Source organism: Bradyrhizobium sp. PMVTL-01, assembly GCF_051861855.1.
GTDB lineage: Bacteria > Pseudomonadota > Alphaproteobacteria > Rhizobiales > Xanthobacteraceae > Bradyrhizobium.
In genome coordinates this window covers 1436258-1461122 of record NZ_CP193982.1, presented here as the reverse complement: position 1 = coordinate 1461122, position 24865 = coordinate 1436258, and the positions used below count along the sequence as shown (strand labels likewise).

The window sequence follows — 24865 nt, the reverse complement described above, 5'->3', positions numbered from 1 at the left end:
TCCGACCGCGCCACCCCGCGCTTGCTTCACACCTGCCATGTCGCGCCTCCCTTTGTTCTCGTTGGCCGCACTGTGCCATTGTCCGCAGGCTCGCCAACGCGGAGCCTCGACGCCAACGCAACGAATCCAACACATAGAACAAGACGCAGAAAACACGACGCCATGCCTCATCAGTTCAGCCTCGCCCAAACCGTCCGCAAGCCCGCCGTCAAGTCCAAGGGCGGCATCGTCGCTGCGCAGTCGCGGCGGGCGGCCGAGGTGGGAGCGGCGGTGCTGGCGGCGGGCGGCGACTGCGTGGACGCGATCGTGGCAACCACCTTTGCCCTGAACGTGCTCGAGCCCTGGAACAGCGGTATTGGCGGCGGCGGCGCGATGGTGCTCCACCGCGCCAGGGAAAATCGCACTGAAGTGATCGACTACGGCATGTGTGCGCCGCAAAGTCTGCGCGTTGCGGATTATCCGCTCGGCGGCCAGGGTGCGGCCTCCGATCTCTTCCCCTGGTCGCGGGTGAAGGACGATCGCAACATCCACGGGCCAGGCTCGGTCGCAGTGCCAGGCGTCGTCGCCGGCATGGAGGAGGCACATCAGCGCTACGCGAAGCTGCCGTGGAAGGATTTGGTCGCGCCGGCTGTCGCACTCGCCGGCGAAGGCATGCTGGTCGATTGGTGGACCACGCTGACGATCGCGAACTCGGCGGCGGACCTCAGGCGCTATCCCGCAAGCGCGGCGACGTTCCTGAAGGAAGGCCTGCCGCCGAGCGCGCCCTGGGGCATCAAGTCCGAGACGCGGCTGCCGCTGGACGGTCTGAAGGCGACGCTGTCGCATCTTGCCGAGGCCGGGCCGCGCGACTTCTACCAGGGCGATCTCGCCAGGAGCATCGCCTCCGACATCAAGGCTGATGGCGGCTCGCTGTCGGTGGAGGATCTCGCCGCGTTCCGCAGCCATCTGCGCGACCCGCTGGCGATTCCCTATCGCGACGGCAAGGTGTATGCGACGCCCGAGCTCACGGCCGGGCCAACCCTGGCGCATGCGCTGCGTCTGCTGCAGCAGAATTTGAAGCCGGCAAGCGAGCCCGATGCAGCCGCTTACGGTGAATATGCGCTCGCCTTGCAGGCCGCCTTCCGCGAGCGGCTCAAGGACATGGGCGATGCCGACGGCAAGCGCTCGCTCGGCGCCGAATATCTCGCGCCCGCCTGCACCACGCATTTCTCCGTGGTCGACCGCCACGGCAACATCGCCGCGGTGACGCAGACGCTGCTGTCGTCCTTCGGCTCGAAATACGTGACGCCGCACACCGGCATCGCCATGAACAACGGCATCATGTGGTTCGACCCGACGCCGGGCACCACCAACTCGCTCGCCCCTGGCAAGCGCTGCCTCTGCAACTACACGCCCGTCATCGCTGAGACGAAGGACGGCAAGCGTCTTGCGGCCGGCGCCTCCGGCGGCCGCCGCATCCTGCCGTCGGTGATGCAGCTCGTATCCTTTGCGATGGACTACGGCATGGATCTGGATGCCGCCATCCACCAGCCGCGCATCGACGCCAGCGAGGGCGCGGTGGTGATCGGCGATCCACGTTTGCCGGCGGGCATACGCAAGACGCTGGCCGCGCGCTTCGACTACGAGGAGAGCCCGGTGCAGGCGCTGCCGCAAAAATTCGCCTGCCCGAGCGTCGTGATGCGCGAGGGCGAGGTCAATTCCGGCGCCGTCGACATCTTCCAGCCCTGGGCCGATGCTGTGGCGGAAGCCTGAGTCCGCTGACGAGAGAGCGTACCCGCGGTGAACCGCTTGCACGTCGCGAGCGAGAATGTGCCAGCACGCGTTGAGCCGATGCGCGATTGAACATCTCCACGAGCGTCACGACCCGTCCACATTTGCGAGGAACTTAGCTGCGCATCGTTCGTTCATTGAACGGACAAGTGCGCTCGCCCCACTGGAGGACACACATGAAGAAACTTGCGCTCGCAGCTTCGCTGATCGTTGCAGCCGGCCTCACGCTCACCAGTCCCGTGATGGCCAAGGGCGGCCATGGCGGTGGACACGGTCACGGCCATGGTCATGGCCATTCGATGGGTCATCATCACCATGGCGCGCCGTACGGATGGTACCATGGGCGCAAGGTCGGCTGGCGCGGTCACGGCTGCCCGCCCGGACTGTGGAAGCAGGGCCGCTGCTGACGCGGGCTGGCATTCCTGCAAGGCGTCGCCCGTAACAGGGCGGCGCCTTTTAAATGCCCAGCCGATCCCGCACGCGGCCCGCAATCACGGCGGTCGTCACGCCGACGGGCCAGAACGCATGCATCGGGATCGGCTTGATGCCGGTAACGGGCATGTCGATCTCGGCCCTGGCGCCGCCGATCAGGCGGCGGGCGAGCTGCGCGCCCATCGCCGTCGAGAGCGCGACGCCGCGGCCGTTGCAGCCGAGCGAGATCAGGACGTTTTCCGCGGGCTCGTGCACATGCGGATAATGATCTTTGGTGATGGCGAGGCGGCTGTTCCAGCCGTGGGTCCAAGCGACGCCCTTGATCTGCGGCCATAGCCTCTCCGCATAGCGCATGAGATAGGCAACGTCGTGCGGCGAGCTGATCCAGCGCATCGGGCCGCGGCCGCCCATCAGAAGCCGGTTCTGCTGATCGATGCGATAATAGACGGTGATGTGGCCGCTCTCGTAGAGAACCGGACGCGTCGGCATGATCGAACGGGCCACCGCGTCCGACAGCGGCGCGGTGGCGGCGATCGAGGAAAACACCGGCACGATGGTGCGGCGGAGCGCCGGCCAGAGATCGTCGGTAAAGCCGTTGGTCGCAAGCAGCACCTTGTCCGCATGCACGACCGCACGCGGCGTCTCGATGCGCCAGTGATTGCCGTCGCGACGAAGCGACAGCGCGGGCGTTTCGCCATGCACCTTTGCGCCCGCCGATATTGCGGCGCGCGCGAGGCCGCGGGCGTAGCTCAGGGGATGCAGGTCACCGCCGCGCGTATCCAGCATGGCACCAATGTAGCGGTCGGTGCCCGTCATCTCGCGCAGCTGCTCGCGGTTCAGGTACGACACCGGCATGCCGCGGCGGATGCATTGCTGCGCGGTCGCCTCGATTGCAGCGGCGCTGGTCTCGTTGTAGGCCGCGCGCAGCGTGCCGTTCTGCCGCGCCTCGCATGGGATCTGGTAACGGCGGATCAGATCGTGGGTGAAGTTCGTCGTGCCGTAGGAGAACGCGATCATGCGGCGGCCGAGCTCGGCGCCGAAGTCCGCCTCGATCTGATCGGGATCGTGCTTCAGGCCAGGATTGGTGTGGCCGCCGTTGTTTCCTGATGCGCCCCAGCCCGGCTCCTGCGCCTCCAGCACCAGCGCTTCGACGCCCTGCTCGGCGAGATGCAGCGCGGTGGACAGGCCGGTGTAGCCGCCGCCGACGATCGCGACGGAAACGGTCTTGTCGAGATCGAGCGGCGGCGTCGCGACCGGCGCGACCGCGGTGTCGGCATAGAGCGAAGGCGGCAGAGGCAGGCGCGTCGTCATGGCGAAGTCCGGTCAGAGCGGATGCAGCACGCGGCGCAGGAAGTCCTGCGTGCGGGCGTGCTGCGGTTGATTGAGCACCGATTTCGCCGGCCCCTGCTCGACAATGACGCCGCCGTCGATGAACAGCACCCGATCGGCAACGTCGCGGGCAAAGCCCATCTCGTGGGTGACGACCACCATGGTCATGCCGTCGTCGGCGAGCTTGCGCATCACGCCGAGGACGTCACCGACGAGCTCGGGATCGAGCGCCGAAGTCGGCTCGTCGAACAGGATCGCCTTGGGCTGCATCGCCAGCGCCCGCGCGATCGCGACGCGCTGCTGCTGGCCGCCGGAGAGCTGCGGTGGATGGATGTCGGCCTTCTCGGCGAGGCCGACCTGGGCAAGCAGCGCACGGCCGCGCTCGAGCACCTCGGCACGCGGCTCCTTCTTCACGAACAGCGGACCTTCGACCACGTTCTCCAGCACTGTCCGATGCGGGAACAGGTTGAAGCGCTGGAACACCATCGACACCTGGGTGCGGATGTTCACGATCGACGGCGCGTCGCGGTCGACCCTCAATCCCTCGACGCCGATCTCGCCGCGATCGTAGCTTTCGAGCCCGTTGATACAGCGCAGGATGGTGGACTTGCCAGAGCCTGAGGGGCCGATGATGCAGACCACCTCGCCCTTCTCGACGGAAGCCGTGATGCCCTTGAGCACCTCGACCTTGCCAAAGCTCTTGTGGACGTCGCTCAGCTCGATCATTTCTTGCCGGCCCGCTTCTCGAAGTGACGGACCAGCAGGATCAGCGGGATGCTCATGGTGAGATACATCAGCGCCACCAGCGTGAACACGTTGGTGTTCTTGAAGGTCGAGGACGCGATCAGCTTGCCCTGCAGTGCGAGCTCGGCGACCGTGATGGTCGAGGCCTGCGAGGAGTCCTTCAGCATCATGATCATGACGTTGCCGTAGGGCGGCAGCACGATGCGCACCGCCTGCGGCAGCACCACGCGCCGCATGGTCAGCCACCAGCCCATGCCGATCGACTGCGCCGCCTCGATCTGTCCCTTGTCGATCGCCTCGATGCCGGCCCGGAAGTTTTCGGCCTGATAGGCCGAATAGGCGATGCCGAGCCCGAGGATGGCGGCCTGCAAGGCCGACAGTGTGACGCCGAGATCCGGCATGACGAAGTAGAGATAGAACAGCAGCACGATGATCGGGATGCCGCGGATCACGTTGATCAGGCTGGCGCTGAGCATCGACAGCGCCTTGATGCCGGAGACCCGCATCATCGCCCAGATCAGCCCAAGTACCGTCGAGAGCAGCAGCGAGCCGATGGTGACGACGATCGTCAGTGCGACGCCGTTCATCAGGATCGGGAAGAACTCGGCGGCGTCGTGCAGGAAGCCTTTCATCGGGCAGCCTTCGATCGATCAGGTCTTGCCAATCAACCCTGCGCCTTCTGTCCCCACTTCTCGAGGATCTTGTCGATGGTGCCGTCGGCCTTCAGCTTTGCGAGCGAGGCATTGATCTTGCCGAGCAGCGCGGTTTCGCCCTTGCGCACGCCGATGCCGACAGAGCCGACGGTGACGGGCTTGTAGCCGTCGACGAGGCGCACCTCGGGGAAGCCGCCCTGCTTCAGATTGTAGGCAAGGATCGGATAGTCGGCATAGCCGGCCTTGAGGCGGCCGGTGTTCACGTCGCGCAGGATGTCGGGAATGGTATCGTACGCCTTCACGTCGGCAAACAGGCCGGTCTTCTTCAGCGCGTCGACGAAGGCGGTGCCGACTTGCGCGCCGACGGTCTCGCCCTTCAGGTCGTCCTGCGTTGTGTAAGCCTTCGTGTCGCTCTTCGGCACCACGAGGCCTTCACCATAGGTGTAGATCGGGTCGGAGAAGTCGATCACCTCCTTGCGCGGCGCGGTGATGAACATCGCGGCGGCGATGATGTCGATCTTGCTCGAGGTCAGCGACGGGATCAGCGCCGAGAACGCCATCGGCTCGATCTGCACGTTGAGGCCGGCGTCCTTGCCGATCTCGGTAACGAGATCGACCATGATGCCCTGGATGGTGTTGGTCTTGGTGTCGAGGAAGGTGAAGGGAATGCCTGTCGGCGTCGAGCCGACCTTCAGCACCTGCTGCGCCGAAACCGGCGCCACGGCCGCAAGTGCGAGCGCCGCGACTGCGGCCTGAACAAAACGCTTCATCGCATCCCCCTTTGGGTCCGGCCGGTGCCGGCGCTCGCAGATGTCTTGATCGCAGACGTTGCGGCCCACGCCGTTTCGGCCTATTTTCACCAGTATGAAAATTTGGTCATACTTTCGCAGTTGATGCAAGCGGTTTTCATGCACATGAAGGAAGCGGTTTGACGTGAGCGGTGGCAAAAGAATGCGCAAACCGGCCGCCGCGAAGCCGGCCAGGAAGGTGAAAGCCAAGGCCGTCGCCAAGCCTGTCACCAAGCCGGCCGAGCCCGCGATGGACGTCGCGGTCGGCCGCCGCATCCGCGATCTCAGGCGCGCCAGGCAGTTGTCGCTGGAGACGGTGGCCGCCCGCACGGAGCTGTCGATCGGCTTCCTCAGCCAGATCGAGCGCGGCCTGTCGTCGCCGTCGCTGCGCGTGCTGGCAACGCTCGCTGACGTGCTCGGCGTGGGCATCGCCGCGCTGTTCGGCGCGAGCCCGAGCGCCGACGGCGTCTCCGACCGGGTGGTGACGCGCGGCCTGCAGCGCCCCGAGCTGAAGCTGTGGCGGACCGGCGTCTCGAAACAATTGCTGAGTCCGGCCAGCACCGACAACCGGCTCAACCTGTTCCTGGTGCATCTGGAGCCCGGCGGCTCGACCGGCGACGAGCTCTACACCCACGACGGCGAAGAGGCCGGGCTGGTGCTCGAAGGCGAGATGATGCTGACGGTGGACAGCGAGACATGGTCGCTGAAGACGGGCGACAGTTTTCGGTTCGCCAGCCGCAGGCCGCACCGGTTTTCCAATCCGGCGCAGGATGCGAAAGCGTTGGTGTTGTGGGTGAACTGCGTGCCGGGGGCGGGGTAGTTTGCCGGTGCTGCACCTGTCGGCATAATGTGAGAGTGTTCAGCACGGCGAGGGTAAACCACGATGGATGACCTCATCATCGCTGCGATCCGGCGATGGCTGAAGACAAGCCCAATCGATCTGGGCCGACCTCCGCACGCGGGACTCATCCCCCCAGGGATATCGCCCGGATCACATCTGAGCGCAGCAAGCCTTGAGCCGGGCGCCACCAACTTCCCGTCATCCTGAGGCCCGAGCAAAGCGAGCCTCGAAGGATGAGCGGCCCCGATAGAGCCGGGCCGTCGCCCTTCGAGGGCCGCTGAAGAAGCGGCCACCTCAGGGTGACGGTGATGGAGTTGGATACGCGCCGCCTCCACATCGTCATTGCGAGCGAAGCGAAGCAATCCAGACACTCACCACGGAGACAGCCTGGATTGCTTCGTCGCAAGAGCTCCTCACAATGACGAGGGGACAGAGCCTCACCCGAACCGATACTTGTACCGCTCCACCGACAGCGCGCTGACGTCGATGTCCGGCTTCTTGCCCGACACCATGTCGGCGAGCACGCGGCCCGAGCCGCAGGACATGGTCCAGCCGAGCGTGCCGTGGCCGGTGTTGAGGTGAAGGTTGGCGTACTGGGTCGGGCCGATCACGGGCGGACCGTCCGGCGTCATCGGGCGCAGGCCGCTCCAGAAGGTGGCCTTGGAGAGATCGCCGCCGCGCGGGAACAGGTCGGTCAGCGAATGATCCAGCGTGGCGCGGCGGGCGTCGTACAGCTTGCTCGAATAACCCGAGATTTCGGCCGTGCCGCCGACGCGGATGCGATTGCCGAGGCGGGTGATCGCGACCTTGTAGCTCTCGTCCATCACGGTCGATTCCGGCGCGCCGGAGGCGTCCTTGATCGGCACCGTGATCGAATAACCCTTCACCGGATAGACCGGCAGCGAAATGCCGAGCGGCGCGACGAGCCGCGGCGACCAGCTGCCGAGCGCGAGCACATAACTGTCTGCCTGCAACAGGCCGGCGCTAGTCGCAACGCCGCTGACGCGCGCGCCGTCGGTGACCATGCGGTCGATGCCGGTGTTGAACATGAAGCGCACGCCGAGCGCCTGCGCATGCTTGGCCAGCGCCTGCGTGAACATGTGGCAGTCGCCGGTCTCGTCCTGCGGCAGGCGAAGCCCGCCGGCGAACTTCTCCTTCACGCCCGAGAGCGCCGGCTCGACCGCGATGCAGCCGTCGCGGCTCAGCACCTCGAAGGGCACGCCGTACTGCTTGAGCACGGCGATATCCTCGCCGGTGCCGTCGAGCTGGGACTGGTAGCGGAACAGCTGCAGCGTGCCCTGCGAACGCTCGTCGTACTGGATGCCGATGTCGCGGCGCAGAGCGCGCAAGGCATCGCGGCTGTATTCCGCGATCGGAATCATCCGGCTCTTGTTGACCGCGTAGCGTTCGCTGGTGCAGTTGCGCAGCATCTTGAGCAGCCAGACCCACATGACAGGATCGAGCTTCGGCCGGATCACCAGCGGGCCGTGCTTCATCAAGAGCCACTTCACCGCCTTCACCGGCACGCCAGGGCCGGGCCAGGGCGAGGAATAGCCGGGCGACACCTCGCCGGCATTGGCGAAGGAGGTCTCCAAGGCCGGCTCAGGCTGACGGTCGACGACCGTCACCTCGTGGCCGGCACGCGCGAGGTAGTAGGCAGAGGTGACACCGATGACACCGCTGCCGAGGATCAGAACTTTCACGCTTGGTCAAACTCCCGCGGCATCACGCTCGCCGCTGCAAGGAAACAACTCGCAACGGCGAGAGCAATTATCAGGCCACCTTCTTGATAGCGTCGCCGAGGATCGAGACCATCTGGTCGATGTGGCTCTTCTCGACGATGAGCGGGGGCGACATCGCGAAGCTGTCGCCGCTCATGCGCAGGTAAAGGCCGGTGTTGAAGCAATCGACCATGACGTCGTAGCCGCGCGCACCGACGACACCGTCACGCGGGGCCAGCTCGACCGCGCCCATCAGGCCGCAATTGCGGATGTCGACGACGTTCGGCAGACCTTTGAGCGAATGCAGCGCATCGCGCCAGTATTCGGCGATCGACGCACCGCGCGTGAGCAGGCCTTCGTCCTTGTAGATGTCGAGCGTCGCGATGCCGGCGGCGCAGGCGGTCGGATGCGCCGAATAGGTGTAGCCGTGGAACAGCTCCATCTGGTTCTCGGGCCCGACCATCATGCCGTCATGCACCTTGCGGCTCGCGAACACGGCGCCGCAGGGAATGGTGCCGTTGGTGATGCCCTTGGCCGTCGTCATCAGGTCCGGCGTGACGCCGAAGAAGTTGGCGGCGAACGGTGTGCCGAGGCGGCCGAATCCGGTGATGACCTCGTCGAAGATCAGGAGGATGCCGTGCTTGTCGCAGATCTCGCGCAGGCGCTGCAGATAGCCCTTCGGCGGCGGCAGCACCGCGGTCGAACCCGGCACGGGCTCGACGATGACGGCGGCGATGGTCTCGGCGCCGTGCAGGGCGACCAGGCGCTCGAGATCCTCGGCGAGCTCGACGCCGTGCTCGGGCTGGTCCTTGGCGAAGGCGTTACGGCTGAGATCGTGAGTGTGGCGGATGTGGTCGACGCCCGGCAGCAGGGTCGCGAAGGCGCGGCGATTGGCAACCATGCCGCCGACCGAGGTGCCGCCGAATCCGACGCCGTGATAGCCGCGCTCGCGGCCGATCAGACGGGTGCGGCTCGACTGGCCGTTGGCGCGATGATAGGCGAGCGCGATCTTCAGCGCGGTGTCGACCGACTCCGAGCCGGAGTTGGTGAAGAAAACGCGATCGAGGCCCTTCGGCGCGATCTCGGCGAGGCGCTCGGCAAAATCGAACGCCAGCGGATGGCCCATCTGGAACGTGGGCGCGAAGTCCAGCGTCATCAGCTGCCGCTCGACCGCGGCGGCGATCTGCTTGCGGCCGTGGCCGGCATTGACGCACCAGAGGCCCGCGGAGCCGTCGATCACCTTGCGGCCGTCGACGGTGGTGTAGTGCATTCCCTCGGCCGAGGAGAACAGGCGGGGCGCTTTCTTGAACTGCCGGTTGGCCGTGAACGGCATCCAGAACGAGTCGGTCTTGATCGTGTTCGGAATCTGATGGAGGGTCACGGCCGCGCTCCTTTGCTGACCCGCTAGCAGAGCCACGGCTTCGAAAGCGCAACAAGTCCTTTTCTGACGACCTGCAAGCCATTGATTTAGCTGGGGCCGCCGGTCCATATTTGCGCGATCCGCAACACCTGCAACACGGGATCTGGGCTATGAGCGTCGACATCGGTGGACGGCTGCGATTCATCCGGGCGCGCCACAAGCTGTCGCAGCGCGAACTCGCCAAACGCGCCGGCGTCACCAATTCGACGATCTCGCTGATCGAATCCAACCAGATGAACCCGTCGGTCGGCGCGCTCAAGCGCATCCTCGACGGCATCCCGATGGGGCTCGCCGAGTTCTTCGCGCTGGAGCCGGAGTCCAGGCGCAAGATCTTCTACCGCGCGGAGGAGCTGACGGAGGTCGGCAAGAAGCCGATTTCGTATCGGCAGGTCGGCGACAATCTGTTCGGCCGCAGCCTGCAGATCCTGAAGGAACGCTACGAGCCCGGCAGCGATACCGGACGCGTCCACCTCGTCCATGACGGCGAGGAAGGCGGCATCGTGATCTCAGGCAAGCTCGAAGTCACCGTCGAGGACGAGCGTCGCATTCTCAATCCCGGCGATGCCTATTACTTCGAGAGCCGCCGTCCGCATCGCTTCCGCTGCGTCGGCGGCAAGCCGTGCGAAGTGATCTCGGCCTGCACGCCGCCGACGTTCTGAGGCGCGATCGGCACATCCGGGATCTTACGGAGCCACCGGTTTCCTCCGGAGCTTGAGCCATCTCAATTTCCGCAGGCCGCGCCGCTATATATTAGGAACCGTAGAAGAGCAGCCTGGCTTTTAGAGGTGCTGAGGTTATGGCCGCGGATGCTTCAGCTTTTTGGGCACTCCGGGGCCGCTTCGTAACAGGGCTCGCAGATGAAGATCACGCTCGCTAATGCAGAGGCTGCGCTCGACGAAGTGCAGCGCGATGCCGACAAGCTCCATTCGCAGGAGCTGCGCAAGGTCATCGCCGATTACATCGAGACGCAGCGCGCGGCGCTCAAAGCAGTCCGCAAGAAGCTGCATTAGCAAGACCCGGGCGGAGCGACATGATCTCGCCGCGCCTCTTATCTCTCAGGACTGCATCAGCAATTCCTCGATCTTGATTGGGAAGCGGCGGACGCGCACGCCGGTCGCGTGCCAGACGGCGTTGGCGACCGCACCGGCGCTGCCGGTGATGCCGATCTCGCCGACGCCCTTGATGCCGAGCGCATTCACATGCGGGTCGTGCTCCTCGACAGTGATGACGTCGAGCGGGGGGACATCGGCATTCACGGGGATGTGGTACTCGCCGAGATTGGCATTCATGATCCTTCCGCTGCGGCGGTCGGTGATGGCTTCCTCGTGCAGCGCGAAGGACAGGCCCCATATCATGCCGCCGAACAGCTGGCTTTTCACCAGGTGCGGATTGACGATCCGCCCGGCGGCGAAGGCGCCGACCATGCGGGTGACGCGCACCTGGCCGAGATCGGGATCGACCTTCACCTCAGCGAACACCGCGCCATGGGCGTGCATCGCATATTCTTCCATCGCCGCAGGATTCGGCGCGCCGGTGCCGCGGGCCTCGACCTCCGCCACTCCCGCACGGGCGAGGATCTCGGCATAACTCTCGCTGCGGCGCTCGTCGTCACGGCGGATCAGCCTGCCGTCCCGCGCGATCACGCCGGCATTGCCGGCGCCGAACAGCGGCGAGCGCTCGTCCCCGGTGGCGAGATCGGAAAGCTTTGCGATCACGGCCGCGCCGGCGCTGTGGATCGCAGCACCCGCAGTCGCCGTGTGCGCCGAGCCGCCGGCGATGCCGGCATCCGGCAGGTCGGACGTGCCGGCCTTGAATTCCACGCGGTCGATATCGAGGCCGACAGCATCCGCCGCGATCTGGGCAAGGGCCGTCCAGGCGCCCTGCCCCATGTCATGCGCGCCGATCTCCATCACGCCGGAACCATCGCGGCGGATCGCCGCGCGGGCGTCGGCCTGGAACATCAGCGCCGGGAAGGTCGCGGTGCCCACGCCCCATCCGACCAGAAGACCGGCATCGTCGCGCATCTGTCGCGGTTGAAGCGAACGCTTCGCCCAGCCGAACCGCGCCGCACCCTGCTCGTAGCAGGCTCGCAGCGCCTTGGACGAGAAGGGTTTGTCGCTGATCGGCTCGACCTCCGCGTAGTTCTTCAGACGGAAGGCGAGCGGATCCAGGCCGCAGGCCCAAGCCATCTCGTCGATCGCGCTCTCGAGCGCAATCGAGCCGGTCGCCTCCCCGGGCGCACGCATGAAGAGGGGCGTGCCGGTGTTGACCCGCACGGCCTCGTGCGAGGTGCGGATCGCAGGCGCGGCATAGAGCGTGTGCGAGGCATCGGCCGCAGGCTCGTAGAAATCGTCGAACGTGCTCGAAACGGTCCTGGCATGATGATCGAGCGCGATCAGGCGTCCCTCGCCATCGGCGCCAATGCGCAAGCGCTGACGCGTCGGCGCGCGGTGACCGACCGGGCCATACATCTGTTCACGGCGCAGCACCAGCTTGACCGGCTTGCCGACCAGCTTGGCCGCCATGATGCCGAGCGCCTGCGGTCCGGCCATCAATCCCTTGGAGCCGAAGCCGCCGCCGAGGAACGGGCTGCGGATGTGGATCTTGTCGTGCGCGATGCCGAACAATTCGGCGATGCGCGCCAGCGACAGCATCAGGCCCTGGGTCGGCATGTCGATCTGCAGACGGTCGCCGTCCCAGGAGGCGACGATCGCATGCGGCTCCATCGCATTGTGATATTGCGGCGGCGTCTCGTAGGTCGCGTCGATCTGCTTCTCGGCCGAGGCGAGGCCCGCCTCGACATCGCCGCGGTTCACTTCCGTGGGATTGCCGACGCCGACGACCGGCGGCACGAAGCTTTCGCCGGCATCGAGCCCCACGAGCGCCGGCAGCGTCTCGTAGCGCGGCGCGAGCAGCAGCGCGCCTTCCGTCGCCGCCTCCAGCGTCTCGGCGATCACGACGGCGATCGGCTGGTTGGCATAGCGGATCTCGTCGCTCTGCAACACCTCCATCCGGAACACGAACGGATTGGTCTTGATCTCGGGGTCGATCGCGAGCTGTGGCCTGTGGCTCGGCGTCATAACGTCGACCACACCCGGATGACGCTTGGCTGCCGCGACGTCGAGCGAGGTCACGCGGCCGTGTGCGATGCTGGACACCGCCATCACCGCAAACAGCATGCCTTGCGGATGATTGTCGGCGGCGTAGGTCGCCTGCCCCTTGACCTTGAGGACGCCGTCGCGGCGGGTTAGGGGCTGACCGATGTTCGAGCCGTGCCGCAAATGAGCGGGAGCGCTGGTCAGGTTGAGCTCAGGCATGAATGGCTCCGGAGGTCGAGGCAAAGGGAGAGGCCGGCAGCGCGGGGATACGCGCGGGCGTACCGGCCGCGGCGAGGGTCAGCGCGCGCACCACGATGCGGCGCGCGAGCTCGATCTTGAAGGCGTTGTCGCCGGACGGCTTTGCGTCGGTGAGCGCGCGCCAGGCGGCTTCCTGGAAGGCGTCGGCGGTGGGCGCGACGCCCTTGAGCACATCCTCCGCGGCGCGGGCGCGCCAGGGCTTTGCGGCCACGCCGCCCAGCGCAACCCGCGCCTCCGCGATCTTGCCGGTCTCGATGCGCAACGCGGCTGCGGCCGAGACGACCGCGAAAGCATAGGAAGTGCGCTCGCGAACCTTGAGGTAGCGCGCATGCGCTAAAAATCCGCGCGCCGTGGGCGGCAGGCGCACGGCGACAATGAGGTCGCCGGGCTCGAGCGCCGACTCACGCTCCGGCGCCTTGCCCGGCAGGCGATGCAGGGCGTCGAGCGCGATCTCGCGCCGCCCGTTCCTGCCTTCGATCTCGACGACGGCATCGAGTGCGACGAGTGGCACGCAGAAGTCTGAGGGATGGGTGGCGATGCAGCTCTCGCTCCAGCCGAGCACGGCATGGCCGCGGTTCTCTCCGTCGCGGGCGTCGCAGCCGGAGCCGGCCTCGCGCTTGTTGCAGCGGCTGGCGGTGTCGTAGAAATACGCACAGCGCGTCCGCTGCAGCAGATTGCCGCCGACGGTCGCGGCGTTGCGCAGTTGCGCGGACGCGCCGGAGAGCAGCGCCTCGGCGATGGCCGGGTAGGCCTTCGCGAAGTTTGCGTCATGCGCGAGATCGGCATTGCTGACGAGCGCGCCGATGCGCAACGACCCGTCGGCGAGAGTCTCGATTGCATCGAGCCCGTGGAGATGCGTGACGTCAACGAGGCGATCCGGCCGGCTCACGCCACCTTTCATCAGGTCGAGCAGATTGGTGCCGGCGGCGAGATAAACGGCGCCCGGCTGCGCGGCGGCGGCAACGGCTTCAGTGACCGTGGCCGGCCTGACATAATCGAACGGTTTCATGTGGAGCGCCTCTTGTTGGATTCGTCGATGCCGGCCTGCGCTTCGAGCACGGCATCGACGATGCCGGCATAAGCGCCGCAGCGGCACAGATTGCCGCTCATGCATTCGCGGATGCGTTCGGGATCGTTGCCGGCCTGTGCCTCCTGCATCATGCCGATCGCGCTCATGATCTGCCCGGGTGTGCAGAAGCCGCACTGAAAGCCGTCATGCGCGATGAAGGCGGCCTGGACCGGGTGAAGCTGGTCGCCGCGCGCGAGGCCTTCGATGGTGAGGATGTCGGCGCCGTCATGGCTGATGGCGAGGGCGAGACAGGAATTGATACGCTTGCCGTCGACGAGAATGGTGCAGGCGCCGCACTGGCCGCGGTCACATCCCTTCTTGGTTCCGGTCAGATGGAGGCGCTCACGCAGGAGATCGAGCAGCGTGACGCGCGGATCGTCGAGGACGAAGTCGCGCCGCGCACCGTTCACGGTGAGGCTGATGGAGTGGTTCATACAAGGCTCCGATCAGATATGGACATGGCTCATCGTTCGGCGCGCCACCGCCGTGGCCGCCGTCGAATAGCGCCGCCCCAACATGACGCGGCCGACGCTCGATCGAAGATACGGAGGCACCCTCCGCTTAACAAGGGTCGCCTGGAAATATTTGGAATTCGTCGAAAGCCCCGCGCCACCAACGCGATGCAGCCCTGCACAGGTCCGGCAAGGGTTCAATCTAACCAATTCGTGATCTACATTGACCGGCATGGACGACCATACCGACCAGACCCGAAAGCCCCGCGCCGACGCCGTGCGCAATCGCGAGCGCGTGCTCGAGGCCGCGAAGACCGTGTTCAACGCCGGCGGCCCCGAGGCGAGCCTGGAAGCTGTGGCCAAACGCGCCGGCGTCGGCATCGGCACCCTCTACCGGCATTTTCCGACGCGCGAGGACCTGTTCGAGGCAGTGTACCGGCGCGAGGTCGAGCAGCTCAGCGAGCTCGCCGAGCAGTTGAAGACTACGAAGGATCCGATCGACGCGCTCAGGCGCTGGCTGCGCTCGGGTGTCGAATTCGTTGCCACCAAGAAGGGCATGGTGGCAGCCCTGGCACTCGCAGTGCAGAGCGGCTCCGAGCTGCATGCCTTCTCGTTCGAGCGCCTGACCACGGCGATCGGCTCGCTGCTCGATCGGGCCGTCGCGGCCGGCGCGATGCGCGCCGACATCAGTCCCGAGGACTTGCTGCGCGCGTTCTTCGGCATGTGCTACATGCACGACCAGCCCGGCTGGCAATCCTCGGTGCTGCGGATGCTCGACGTGTTCGTCGACGGCCTGCGGGTGCAGATGGCCGCCAAGGCCAGGCTGCGCCCGGCGGGGAGGCCAGCGAAACCGGCGGTGAAACGCAAACGATAGCGTGCCCGTATGTCCCATGGGGCGTGCTAGGATCAGCACCGCCGGGATTTCAACGCGGAGCCTCTCATGCGCATTACCGCCTTGCTGGTCGCTCTCACTCTTGCCCTTGGTCCTGTCTCGGCAGGCGCCGGCGATGTCTCGGCGGCACAGGGCGTCATTCGAGCCCAGGAGCAGGCCTTTGCACGCGACGATGCGGCCGCGGCCTATTCTCACGCCGCGCCTGCAATCAAGGAGATCTTCCCCGCCCCCGGCCTCTTCATGTCCATGGTGCAAAGCGGCTACGCGCCGGTCTATCGTCACAAGAGTTTTGAATTTGGCGAGAGCAGGAGCGAAGGCAACTGGATCGCGCAGCGCGTCCACATCGTCGACGCCAATGGGGAAGCCTGGGAGGCGCTCTACACGCTCGAGCAGCAGGCGGACGGCAGCTACAAGATCACCGGCTGCTCGCTCCTGAAGGCGGGACAGGCAGTTTAAGTGGCAAAGCCCGGACCGGCCCTGACGGAGCCTATCCGCGAGCGGATCAGCAGCAGCACGACGATGCCGATATTGAGCGCGTTCCAGGCGACGCCGTTGGCGAAAGCCGCCCCGTAGGAGCCGGTGGCATCGAAGATCACGCCGGACACCCAGCCGCCGAAGGACATGCCGAACACCGAGGCGAAGATCACGATGCCGACGCGGGTTGCGGCTTCGCTCGCCGGCATCGCCTCGCGCACGATGATGGCGTAGCTCGGCACGATGCCGCCCTGGAACAGGCCGAACATCGCCGAGATGATATAAAGCGAGGTGAGGCTGTCGAAGAACAGATAGAACGCCAGCGCAAAGCCTTGCGCCAGCGATCCCACCAGCAGCGTGCGGATGCCGCCGATCTTGTCGGCGAGATAGCCCGAGCCGATGCGGCTGACGATGCCGCAGCCCATCATCAGCGACAGCATCTCGGCGCCGCGCGCGACGCCATAGCCGAGATCGCCGCAATAGGCGACGATATGCACCTGCGGCATTGCCATGGCGACGCAGCAGGAGATGCTGGCGATCGAGAGCAGCACCGTCAGCGTGTTGGTCGACAGCTTGAGATCGACCCGCGGCGGAGGTGCCTTGGCGTGGTCATGGACCGTGTCATTGCCCATCTGCGCGCGCAGGACCAGCACCAGGATCGTCATCAGGCTGACGCAGACGAGGCCAATTGCGATATGGGTGTGGCGCCAGCCGATCGACTGCATGCCCCAGTTGACGATCGGGGGCCACATCGTTCCGGCGACATAATTGCCGCTGGCGACGATGGTCACGGCAAGTCCGCGATAACGCTCGAACCAGTGCGAGGCCTCCGCCATCAGCGGCGCGAAGGTCGCCGATGTTCCGAGCCCGATCAGGAAATAGGCCGCTATGAACTGCCAGAGCTGCGTCGAAAGTCCGGCCAGCGTATTGGCGACGCCGAGGAAGGCGATGCTGATCGCCATCGCGCGCACGATGCCGAAGCGGTCCGTAATCTTGCCGGCGATCACGCCGCCGAGCCCGAAGCCGAACATCATGAGGGTGAAGGCCAGCGACACCGCGCCGCGCGTGGCGGCGAATTCGGCCTGCACCGCCGGAATCATGACGACGATCGCCCACATGCCGACGCCGCCGATCGAGCCGATCACCAGCGCCATGACGAGCCGCATCCAGGCCTGACGGGAATCAGGACTGAACGAGTGTGGTCTTTGTTCTGGATCATCTGGCGCGTGCACGGGCCCGACCATGGCTCGCGGATCAGCGAAGGGTCAAGCAACGTGGCGATATATTGGCCATGCGCGGTGCACTGCGGTAAAATGCGCTTGGCGAATGCGCGTTTTGCCACTAGTTTGCAATCAGCGTGTGCAACCTTGCCGCGCGAGGAGCCTGTCGGCGGAATGTTGTTGCGGTTGACGCGGTCGATGCGGATCAGGGTGGGGCGGATCATCGCCCTCGCCTATCTGTTCTGCGTGCTCGCGCCGGCAGCAAGCCTTGCCCTGAGCAATGGCCCTGCGCCGTGCCTTGACGGCGCACTCCTCGCCGGTCCGGTGCCGGCGCATCAGCAGATGGCGAGCCATCAGCATGGCGATGCGTCGCACGAACATGCGGGAACTCACGCGCATCACCAAACTGCCGCAAAGGACGCACCCGCTCCGCATCACCATGGGGGCAAGAGAACCGTGGGTCCGTGCTGCGCGATGATGTGCGTGAGCGCGCTGCCGGCCGATCTGCCCAGCGTCGCCACACCGGTCCAGCCGACGTCGACCTGCGCGCCCGAGATTGCGGCCAGCCTGCACAGCACGGCGCCGCCCCAGCACTACCGCCCCCCCATCGCCTGATCTGACGCAACAACGTCGGTCCGAGCGCGCTTTTGCGCGCGCGAACCTGTGATTTCGAGATCAGGGATGAATCATGCTTGCGCTTTCCGGGGCGAAGTCTGCCGCCGCATCTGCGGTGGGTGGACAACATTTTCGATTCAATTGGCTGCTGCCGGCCTTTGCCGCGCTGGCGCTGTCCGGCTGCATGCCGGCAACGACACAAATCGCCAGCGCCGACCCGGCCGATCCCGCGGCGAAGGTGGCAGGCGTCGGCTATCGCTCGACCATTGCGCCCTATACCAGTCTGCGGCCTGCAACACCGGCGCCATGGCGCGACCGCAACGACGCCGTGACACCGCAGCCGAAGCAAGGCCGGTAGGGACGCGCCATGGCACACCATCTTGCGCGGAGCCTGCTCCTGCTCACCGCGTTCGGGCTGTCCGGCTGCATGGCGTTCTCGCCGGACGGCGGCATGACGACGGTCTCGGACCTTGCGAGCCAGACGATCAACAAGGATGTCGCCTTCGTCCGATCGGCCGAAGGTGCCCAGGCCGTGAGCGCGACCATCCGCCGGTTACTGGCGCGCACGCTGACCACCGAGACTGCCGTGCAGATTGCGCTGCTCAACAACAAGGGGCTGCAAGCCGCTTACAACGCGCTGGCGCTGGCCGAAACCGAGCAGGTCGAGCAGAGCCTGCCGCCCAATCCCGTGTTCTCGATCTCGCGCATCTCGGGCAATGGCGCGAACGAGATCGAGCGGCAGGTTGTCGGTGACATCCTCGCCCTCGCAACCCTGCCGTTCCGCTCCGAGATCGCGCGCGACCGCTTCCGCCAGGCGCAATTGCGCGCTGCGCTGGCGACGCTGCGGCTCGCAGCCGAGGTGCGCCGCGCCTATGTCCGTGCTGTCAGCTGCAACGAGCTGGCGGTGCTGCTGACGGACGCGAAGGCGACGGCGGAATCGACGGCCCAGCTCGCCGTCAAGCTGGGCGAGACCGGCTCGATCAACAAGCTCGACCAGGCCCGCGAGCAGGTGTTCTACGCCGAGACCACTGCTGACCTCGCGACCGCGCGGCAGGCTGCGACAAGCACGCGCGAAAGATTGGCGCGCCTGATGGGGCTGTGGGACGACGGCCTCGACTTCCGTCTGCCCAACCAGTTGCCGCCATTGCCGCGCCGGCCGCAGGCCCTGCCCTCGATCGAGGCCGACGCGGTCGCCCATCGCATCGATCTGCAGATCGCACGGCTGGAACTGACGGCGCTGGCTAAATCGCTGAACCTCACCGAGGCGACGCGCTTCGTGACGCTGCTCGATCTCGCCGGCATCTCCCGTCGCACCCAGGATCCGGAAGGGCCGCCGTTCCGCGAGCGTGGCTTCGACGTGCAGTTCCAGATCCCGATCTTCGACGGCGGCGAGGTCCGCGTACGGCAGGCGGCGGAGACCTACAATCTCGCCTTCAACCGCCTGACCGAGCGTGCCGTGAACGTTCGCTCGGAAGCCCGCGATGCTTATCGTGTCTATCGCTCCAGTTACGACATCGCCAGCCACTTCCAGCGGGAGATCGTGCCCTTGCGCAAGATCATCACCGAGGAGATGCAGCTGCGCTTCTCCAGCATGCAGGTCGACATCTTCGCGCTGCTGACCGAGGCGCGGCAGCGCCTGGCGTCGCTACGCGGCGCCATCGATGCCAGGCAAAGGTTCTACCTCGCACAGTCCGACTTGCAGACCGCCGTCAATGGCGGCGGCTCGCCCGCTTCCGGCGGCGACACTTCAACCACCATCGCGGCGGCAGCGTCCGCCGATGGCGAGCACTGAGACGGAGGCCAGCATGTTTTCCCGCCGAGGATTTCTGGGCACCGCCGCGCTCGCCAGCGCGTCGGCCATCAACGGCCGCGTCCAGGCCGCATCGATTCCGGAAGCGCCCACCATGGACAAGGTGGTGATGCAGCCGCCGCTGCACCCCACCAGCGGGCCCGACTATCGCCCCGTCGTCACGCTGAACGGCTGGTCGCTGCCGTTCCGCATGAACGGCGACTGGAAGGAATTTCACCTCGTTGCCGAGCCCGTGGTGCGCGAATTCGCCGAGGGCATGAAGGTGAATCTGTGGGGCTATAACGGCCAGTCGCCGGGCCCGACCATCGAGGCGGTCGAGGGCGACAAGGTCCGCATCTTCGTCACCAACCGCTTGCCCGAATACACCACCGTGCACTGGCACGGCATGATCATCCCGAGCGGCATGGACGGCGTCGGCGGGCTGACCCAGCCGCACATCGATCCGGGTAAGACCTTCGTCTACGAATTCGAGATGAAGAAGAGCGGGACCTTCATGTACCACCCGCACTCCGACGAGATGGTGCAGATGGCGATGGGAATGATGGGCATGGTCGTCGTGCATCCGCGCGATCCGAACTTCCGGCCCGTCGACCGCGACTACGTTTTCGTGATGAGCACCTATCGCGTCGATCCCGGCAGCTACCTGCCACAGGTCAACGAGATGACCGACTTCAACATGTGGACCTGGAATTCGCGGGTGTTTCCGGGCATCGATCCGCTGCCGGTGCGGCTCGGCGACAAGGTTCGCGTGCGCATCGGCAATCTCAGCATGACCAATCATCCGATCCATCTGCACGGCCACAGCTTCGCAGTGACCTGCACCGACGGTGGCTGGATTCCGGAGAGCGCGCAGATTCCCGAGACGACCACCGACGTCCCCGTCGGCGCCATCAGGGTGTTCGACGTGCTCGCCGACAATCCCGGCGACTGGGCGTTCCACTGCCACAAGTCGCACCACACCATGAACGCAATGGGGCACGCGGTGCGCACCCTCATCGGCGTGTCGCGCAAGGATCTCGCCAAGGCCGTCGGCAAGCTCGCGCCGGATGCGATGGCGATGGGCTCGACCGGCATGGCGATGGGCAGCATGGAGATGCCCGCGCCGGCCAACACGCTGCCGATGACGACGGGCACCGGGCAGTTCGGCCCGATCGAGATGGGCGGCATGTTCACGGTGATGAAGATCCGCGAGGACCTCGCGCGCGACGATTACCGCGATCCCGGTCCGTACAAATTCCCGCAAGGCACCGTCGCCTACGAGGTCACGGCACCGGCCGCGGAGCCGGCGCGACAAAAGCCAGGCAGCCCGCCGGTGAAGAACATGAAGATGTGAGCGTTTCGATGAACCACCAAGCGGAGACTACAATGAAGAAGACTGTCAAACTCGGCCTTGCGCTGGCTGCGCTTTCGATCGCACCCGCCGGCGCGCACGAAAATCACGGTCATACGTCCTTTTCCGCGGGCGAGCCCGGCGATCCCAAGAAGCCGGCGCGCACCATCGAGATCGTGCTGAGCGAGATGTCGTACGAACCGTCGAAGATCGAGGTCAAGCAGGGTGAGCAGATCCGCTTCGTGCTGCGCAACGTGGGGAAGGAGGACCACGAGTTCCTGCTCGCAACCACCAAGGAGAATCTCGCGCATGCCGAGATGATGAAGAAGCATCCGCACATGGAGCATGACGAGCCGAACGGGGTGCGGCTTGCCCCGAACAAGACGGCCGAGATCGTCTGGAAATTCACCAAGGCAGGCATCTTCGAATTCTCCTGCCTGATCCCCGACCATCGCGAGTACGGCATGGTCGGCGACGTCACGGTGAAATGAGTCAAAGGAAAGAGCCATGAACAACATCATCCGCATCGCCACGGCGCTCGCGTTGAGCGCAGGTCTGACCTTCGGCGCCCTCGCGGCGCAGAGCGCTTCGATCAGCGGCGAGGTCAAGAAGATCGACGAGAGCGCGGGCAAGATCACGCTCAAGCACGGTCCGGCCAAGAGCCTCGGAATGGAGGAGCCCATGACCATGGTCTACCGCGTCAGGGACCCCGCCCTGCTCAAGCAGGTGAAGGTCGGCGACAAGGTGACCTTCGAGGCCGAGGAGGCGACTTCGGGGTACACGGTGACGAAGATGGAGAAGGCGAAGTAGGGGCGCCTTCCCCCTTCACGGTCATTCCGGACGCGCCGCTGGCGCGGGGGGCCCGGAATCCGAGTCTCCACGACACTTTCATCGCGATGGATTCCGGGTTCGCACTTCGCGCGCCCCGGAATGACCTCCCGTGGGCCCCAAAACACCCCGGTCCTTCTGCCGCCCCTCCGTTAACCCTTTGCTAACCATACACCGGGCAAAAATTGCCGGGTGAAGTCGAGTGTCGTCAGCCGCGTAGAACGGGAGCTCCCGTGGACGCCAGTGCGGTGCCTCACTTTCGGAACGGCGGCCCATCGGCCGCCGCGCAGACGTTTGGGGCGCGCGGCCGGCAGTCGCGCGGGGAGGCAGCTACCATGGTCGACGTCACCGCGGGACAGGGCGTAGGCGGCGGAAAGCCCGGCGTCCCCTCCCTCAACGAGATCGTCAACATCCTCAAGCGCGGCGACATCGCGCTGGCGCTCGGCATCCTCACCATCCTGGTGGTGCTGATCCTGCCCCTGCCCGCGATCGTGCTGGACCTGTTCCTGGCGATCTCGATCACGCTCTCGATCCTGATCCTGATGACCTCGCTGTTCATCCAGGCGCCGCTGGAATTCTCGGCCTTTCCGACCATCCTGCTGATCTCGACCATGCTGCGCCTGTCGCTCAACATGGCCTCGACCCGCCTGATCCTGTCGCACGGCCACGAGGGCACGGACGCCGCCGGTCACGTCATCGAAGCCTTCGGCAGCTTCGTGATGGGCGGCAATTTCGTCATCGGCATCATCGTCTTCGCCATCCTGATCATCGTCAACTTCGTCGTCATCACCAAGGGTTCGGGCCGCATCGCCGAAGTTGCCGCGCGCTTCCACTTGGACGCCATGCCCGGCAAGCAGATGGCGATCGATGCCGATCTCTCCGCCGGCCTGATCGACGAGAAGATCGCCAAGCAGCGGCGCAAGGAGCTCGAGGACGAGAGCGGCTTCTTCGGCGCCATGGACGGTGCCTCCAAGTTTGTCCGCGGCGACGCCATCGCCGGCCTCCTGATCGTCTTCATCAACGTCGTCGGCGGCATGATCATCGGCGTGGCACAGCAGGGCATGTCCTTCGCCGACGCCGGGCGCAGCTACACGCTCCTGACGGTGGGTGACGGCCTCGTCACCCAGGTGCCGGCGCTGATCGTCTCGACCGCCGCGGGCCTGCTCGTCTCCAAGGCCGGCGTGTCCGGCGCCGCGGACAAGGCGCTGATGAAGCAGTTCTCGGGCTATCCGCAGGCGCTGGCGATGTCCTCGGCCGTGATGCTGGTGCTGGCGGCGCTGCCGGGCATTCCGACCATCCCCTTCCTGGCGCTCGGTGCTGGCGCCGGCGCGCTGGCCTGGCACGCCCGCAACCACAAGCGCACCGCGGTGAAGGCCGAGGAAGCCGCCAACGCTGCGCCTGCCGCCGGTGTACCGGGTGCAGCCGGCGCCGCGGCGGCGGAAGAGCCGATCTCGGCCGCGCTCAAGATCGACGACCTCAAGATCGAGCTCGGCTATGCGCTGCTGCCGCTGGTCAACGGACCCGACGGCACCGACCGCCTCACCGAGCAGATCAAGGCGCTGCGCCGCTCGCTCGCGATCGAGATGGGTTTCGTGATGCCGGCCGTGCGTATCCTCGACAACGTCCAGCTCGAGGCCAACACCTACATCATCAAGATCAAGGAGGTCGACGCCGGCACCGGCAAGATCTGGCCGAACCAGTTCATGGTCATGGACCCCGGCGGCAGCCAGGTTCAGGTGCCCGGCATCCACACCACCGAGCCGACCTTCGGCCTGCCCGCGACCTGGGTCGATGCCAGCCTCAAGGAGGAGGCCTCGCTCAAGGGCTACACCGTCGTCGACGCCGCGACCGTGCTCTCGACCCATCTCACCGAGCTGCTCAAGGCCAACATGTCTGACCTGCTCTCCTATGGCGAGGTGCAGAAGCTGCTCAAGGAATTGCCGAAGGAGCAGAGCGAGCTGGTCAAGGACATCGTCCCCGGCCAGGTCACGGTCTCCGGCATCCAGCGCGTGCTGCAGCTGCTGCTCGCCGAGCGCATCTCGATCCGCGACCTCTCGACCATCCTCGAAGGCATCGCGGACTCGCTCGCCTTTTCGCGCAATCCCTCCACCATGGTCGAGCACGTCCGCGCCCGCCTGGCCCGGCAGATCTGCGCGCAGAACACCTCCTACAACGGCTATCTGCCGCTGATCGCGCTGTCGGCGCGGTGGGAGCAGGCCTTCGCCGAATCCATCATCGGCCAGGGCGAGGAGCGCAGCCTCGCCATGCAGCCCTCGAAGCTGTCGGAATTCATGACCGCCGTGCGCGAGGCGTTCGAGCGCGCTGCCCGCGAAGGCGAGGCGCCGGTGCTGGTCACCTCTGCGGCAATTCGTCCCTTCGTGCGCTCGCTCGTGGAGCGGTTCCGAGCCCAGACCACCGTGTTGTCGCAAGCTGAAATCCACCCCAGGGCGCGGTTGAAAACGGTCGGAAGCATCTGATTTGCCTTAAGAAGCCGTGTGTTTTTCGGCCACATGCAAATGGTTTTTGAGTTCCTGGCGCCTTGTGGACCAAAGCCTCGAAAGACGCCCTGTGGGCACATTACACCTTTGAAATGATTATAAAAAAGAGCGATCAACAGATTCTTTTGATCGCGATCTTTCACGTTCCGTCACGCTCTTGTGATCGCCTCTTGGGAACGAATCCCGCCAATACCACGTTGTTGGACACCGGAAGCATGAACCTGCCTTAACCGGCCGGCGACTACTTCAGGGAGGTGGCGGCAGGAGACTTCCATGAACCACTCGATCTACAGCGCCGATCGCGCGACCCATTTGAAGGTTGTGGTCGTCGCCCTCGTCGCAGGGTTCGTGGTGGCAGGCTTCGGCATCACGGCACGCTTGGGCTCGGATGAGGGTCTGACCCAGACGGCCCGCGTCATCAAGGCCGGCAAGCCGGTCGTTATCACCAGCTCGAACGCGTCCCTCGTTCGATAAGGAGATCTGAGAAGTTTTGTGAATTCACGCGGCTCTTTACCAGCCCCCCAAAGTCGCCACGTGGATATGTAGACGACCCCAACCCCAAGTCGACTACGGAAAGCGCCCGCCCCCCACGGGCGCTTTCTCTCGTCTGGGGTACCTTCGTC

At 65.7% G+C, this 24865-nt stretch carries 26 protein-coding genes; 15 read left to right on the top strand and 11 right to left on the bottom strand.

What is annotated here, in order from left to right:
* Positions 1-162 precede the first annotated feature (162 nt).
* Positions 163-1752 carry a gamma-glutamyltransferase family protein gene (locus ACRQ5Q_RS06885; RefSeq protein ID WP_439373533.1) on the top strand — a complete coding sequence of 530 codons (1590 nt, stop codon included), beginning with the start codon at positions 163-165 and terminating at the stop codon, positions 1750-1752.
* A 194-nt stretch (positions 1753-1946) separates the two neighbouring features.
* Entirely contained in the window at positions 1947-2177 is a 231-nt protein-coding gene (locus ACRQ5Q_RS06880; RefSeq protein ID WP_439396621.1) for a hypothetical protein, read from the top strand.
* Between the two features lie 49 nt (positions 2178-2226).
* Here the strand turns inward: ACRQ5Q_RS06880 and ACRQ5Q_RS06875 are convergent, their stop codons facing one another.
* Genes ACRQ5Q_RS06875 through ACRQ5Q_RS06860 form a run of 4 tightly spaced genes read right to left on the bottom strand, consistent with a single transcriptional unit; the run spans position 2227 to position 5698 of the window.
* Positions 2227-3513 carry an NAD(P)/FAD-dependent oxidoreductase gene (locus ACRQ5Q_RS06875; RefSeq protein WP_439396619.1) on the bottom strand — a complete coding sequence of 429 codons (1287 nt, stop codon included), beginning with the start codon at positions 3511-3513 and terminating at the stop codon, positions 2227-2229.
* 12 nt (positions 3514-3525) lie between these two features.
* Entirely contained in the window at positions 3526-4257 is a 732-nt protein-coding gene (locus ACRQ5Q_RS06870; RefSeq protein ID WP_439396617.1) for an amino acid ABC transporter ATP-binding protein, read from the bottom strand.
* Entirely contained in the window at positions 4254-4907 is a 654-nt protein-coding gene (locus ACRQ5Q_RS06865; protein WP_439373529.1) for an amino acid ABC transporter permease, read from the bottom strand. Before ACRQ5Q_RS06865 ends, ACRQ5Q_RS06870 begins: the two co-directional genes overlap by 4 nt.
* 32 nt (positions 4908-4939) lie before the next feature.
* Positions 4940-5698: an ABC transporter substrate-binding protein gene (locus ACRQ5Q_RS06860; RefSeq protein WP_439373528.1), complete on the bottom strand. Its 759-nt coding sequence runs from the start codon at positions 5696-5698 to the stop codon at positions 4940-4942.
* 181 nt (positions 5699-5879) lie between these two features.
* Between ACRQ5Q_RS06860 and ACRQ5Q_RS06855 the strand changes: the two genes are divergently transcribed.
* On the top strand, positions 5880-6536 hold the full coding sequence (locus tag ACRQ5Q_RS06855; protein WP_439373527.1) for a helix-turn-helix domain-containing protein: 657 nt from the start codon (positions 5880-5882) through the stop codon (positions 6534-6536).
* Between the two features lie 458 nt (positions 6537-6994).
* On the opposite strand, the gene ACRQ5Q_RS06850 is transcribed toward ACRQ5Q_RS06855, so the two are convergent.
* Positions 6995-8260 (bottom strand): D-amino acid dehydrogenase, encoded by a 1266-nt coding sequence (locus tag ACRQ5Q_RS06850; RefSeq protein WP_439396616.1) that lies wholly within the window; start codon positions 8258-8260, stop codon positions 6995-6997.
* Positions 8261-8330: 70 nt separating this feature from the next.
* Positions 8331-9659 (bottom strand): aspartate aminotransferase family protein, encoded by a 1329-nt coding sequence (locus ACRQ5Q_RS06845; RefSeq protein WP_439373525.1) that lies wholly within the window; start codon positions 9657-9659, stop codon positions 8331-8333.
* A 149-nt stretch (positions 9660-9808) separates the two neighbouring features.
* Between ACRQ5Q_RS06845 and ACRQ5Q_RS06840 the strand changes: the two genes are divergently transcribed.
* Both ACRQ5Q_RS06840 and ACRQ5Q_RS06835 read left to right on the top strand, forming a co-directional pair.
* Positions 9809-10357, top strand: a complete 549-nt coding sequence (locus ACRQ5Q_RS06840; protein ID WP_018646206.1) for a cupin domain-containing protein — start codon at positions 9809-9811, stop codon at positions 10355-10357.
* A gap of 198 nt (positions 10358-10555) precedes the next feature.
* Positions 10556-10708, top strand: a complete 153-nt coding sequence (locus ACRQ5Q_RS06835; protein ID WP_439373524.1) for a hypothetical protein — start codon at positions 10556-10558, stop codon at positions 10706-10708.
* A 45-nt stretch (positions 10709-10753) separates the two neighbouring features.
* Here the strand turns inward: ACRQ5Q_RS06835 and ACRQ5Q_RS06830 are convergent, their stop codons facing one another.
* From ACRQ5Q_RS06830 to ACRQ5Q_RS06820, 3 genes are read right to left on the bottom strand one after another with little or no spacing between them, the layout of a single operon-like run.
* Positions 10754-13015, bottom strand: coding sequence for a xanthine dehydrogenase family protein molybdopterin-binding subunit (locus tag ACRQ5Q_RS06830; RefSeq protein WP_439373523.1), 2262 nt, complete (start codon positions 13013-13015; stop codon positions 10754-10756).
* The gene (locus ACRQ5Q_RS06825) at positions 13008-14063 is read right to left on the bottom strand and encodes an FAD binding domain-containing protein (RefSeq protein ID WP_439396614.1); all 1056 of its coding nucleotides are present in this window, start codon (positions 14061-14063) and stop codon (positions 13008-13010) included. Before ACRQ5Q_RS06825 ends, ACRQ5Q_RS06830 begins: the two co-directional genes overlap by 8 nt.
* Positions 14060-14557, bottom strand: coding sequence for a (2Fe-2S)-binding protein (locus ACRQ5Q_RS06820; RefSeq protein WP_439373521.1), 498 nt, complete (start codon positions 14555-14557; stop codon positions 14060-14062). Before ACRQ5Q_RS06820 ends, ACRQ5Q_RS06825 begins: the two co-directional genes overlap by 4 nt.
* A 250-nt stretch (positions 14558-14807) precedes the next feature.
* Here ACRQ5Q_RS06820 and ACRQ5Q_RS06815 point away from each other — a divergent pair, with 250 nt between their 5' ends.
* Together ACRQ5Q_RS06815 and ACRQ5Q_RS06810 are read left to right on the top strand one after the other, a co-directional pair.
* Entirely contained in the window at positions 14808-15449 is a 642-nt protein-coding gene (locus ACRQ5Q_RS06815; protein ID WP_439396612.1) for a TetR/AcrR family transcriptional regulator, read from the top strand.
* A gap of 66 nt (positions 15450-15515) precedes the next feature.
* A complete protein-coding gene (locus tag ACRQ5Q_RS06810; RefSeq protein ID WP_439396610.1) occupies positions 15516-15923 on the top strand; it encodes a DUF4864 domain-containing protein in 408 nt (135 codons plus the stop codon).
* Here ACRQ5Q_RS06810 and ACRQ5Q_RS06805 read toward each other — a convergent pair.
* The gene (locus tag ACRQ5Q_RS06805) at positions 15920-17185 is read right to left on the bottom strand and encodes an MFS transporter (RefSeq protein ID WP_439396608.1); all 1266 of its coding nucleotides are present in this window, start codon (positions 17183-17185) and stop codon (positions 15920-15922) included. The two genes, ACRQ5Q_RS06810 and ACRQ5Q_RS06805, sit on opposite strands and share 4 nt — an antisense overlap.
* Positions 17083-17385, bottom strand: coding sequence for a hypothetical protein (locus ACRQ5Q_RS06800; RefSeq protein WP_439399982.1), 303 nt, complete (start codon positions 17383-17385; stop codon positions 17083-17085). Before ACRQ5Q_RS06800 ends, ACRQ5Q_RS06805 begins: the two co-directional genes overlap by 103 nt.
* Here ACRQ5Q_RS06800 and ACRQ5Q_RS06795 point away from each other — a divergent pair.
* The 8 genes from ACRQ5Q_RS06795 to ACRQ5Q_RS06760 all read left to right on the top strand — a co-directional run bounded on the left by ACRQ5Q_RS06795 (position 17372) and on the right by ACRQ5Q_RS06760 (position 24716).
* Positions 17372-17776, top strand: coding sequence for a hypothetical protein (locus ACRQ5Q_RS06795; protein WP_439399700.1), 405 nt, complete (start codon positions 17372-17374; stop codon positions 17774-17776). The genes ACRQ5Q_RS06800 and ACRQ5Q_RS06795 overlap by 14 nt on opposite strands.
* A gap of 73 nt (positions 17777-17849) precedes the next feature.
* Positions 17850-18134 carry a hypothetical protein gene (locus ACRQ5Q_RS06790; RefSeq protein ID WP_439396606.1) on the top strand — a complete coding sequence of 95 codons (285 nt, stop codon included), beginning with the start codon at positions 17850-17852 and terminating at the stop codon, positions 18132-18134.
* Between the two features lie 9 nt (positions 18135-18143).
* Positions 18144-19568: a TolC family protein gene (locus ACRQ5Q_RS06785; protein WP_439373518.1), complete on the top strand. Its 1425-nt coding sequence runs from the start codon at positions 18144-18146 to the stop codon at positions 19566-19568.
* A 13-nt stretch (positions 19569-19581) separates the two neighbouring features.
* A complete protein-coding gene (locus ACRQ5Q_RS06780) occupies positions 19582-20919 on the top strand; it encodes a copper oxidase (protein WP_439396604.1) in 1338 nt (445 codons plus the stop codon).
* Between the two features lie 32 nt (positions 20920-20951).
* A complete protein-coding gene (locus tag ACRQ5Q_RS06775) occupies positions 20952-21407 on the top strand; it encodes a cupredoxin domain-containing protein (protein ID WP_439373516.1) in 456 nt (151 codons plus the stop codon).
* Positions 21408-21423: 16 nt separating this feature from the next.
* Positions 21424-21726 (top strand): copper-binding protein, encoded by a 303-nt coding sequence (locus ACRQ5Q_RS06770; protein WP_439373515.1) that lies wholly within the window; start codon positions 21424-21426, stop codon positions 21724-21726.
* Between the two features lie 353 nt (positions 21727-22079).
* Positions 22080-24221, top strand: coding sequence for a flagellar biosynthesis protein FlhA (gene flhA / locus ACRQ5Q_RS06765; protein ID WP_439373514.1), 2142 nt, complete (start codon positions 22080-22082; stop codon positions 24219-24221).
* 294 nt (positions 24222-24515) lie between these two features.
* Positions 24516-24716, top strand: coding sequence for a hypothetical protein (locus tag ACRQ5Q_RS06760; protein ID WP_439373513.1), 201 nt, complete (start codon positions 24516-24518; stop codon positions 24714-24716).
* Positions 24717-24865 lie beyond the last annotated feature (149 nt).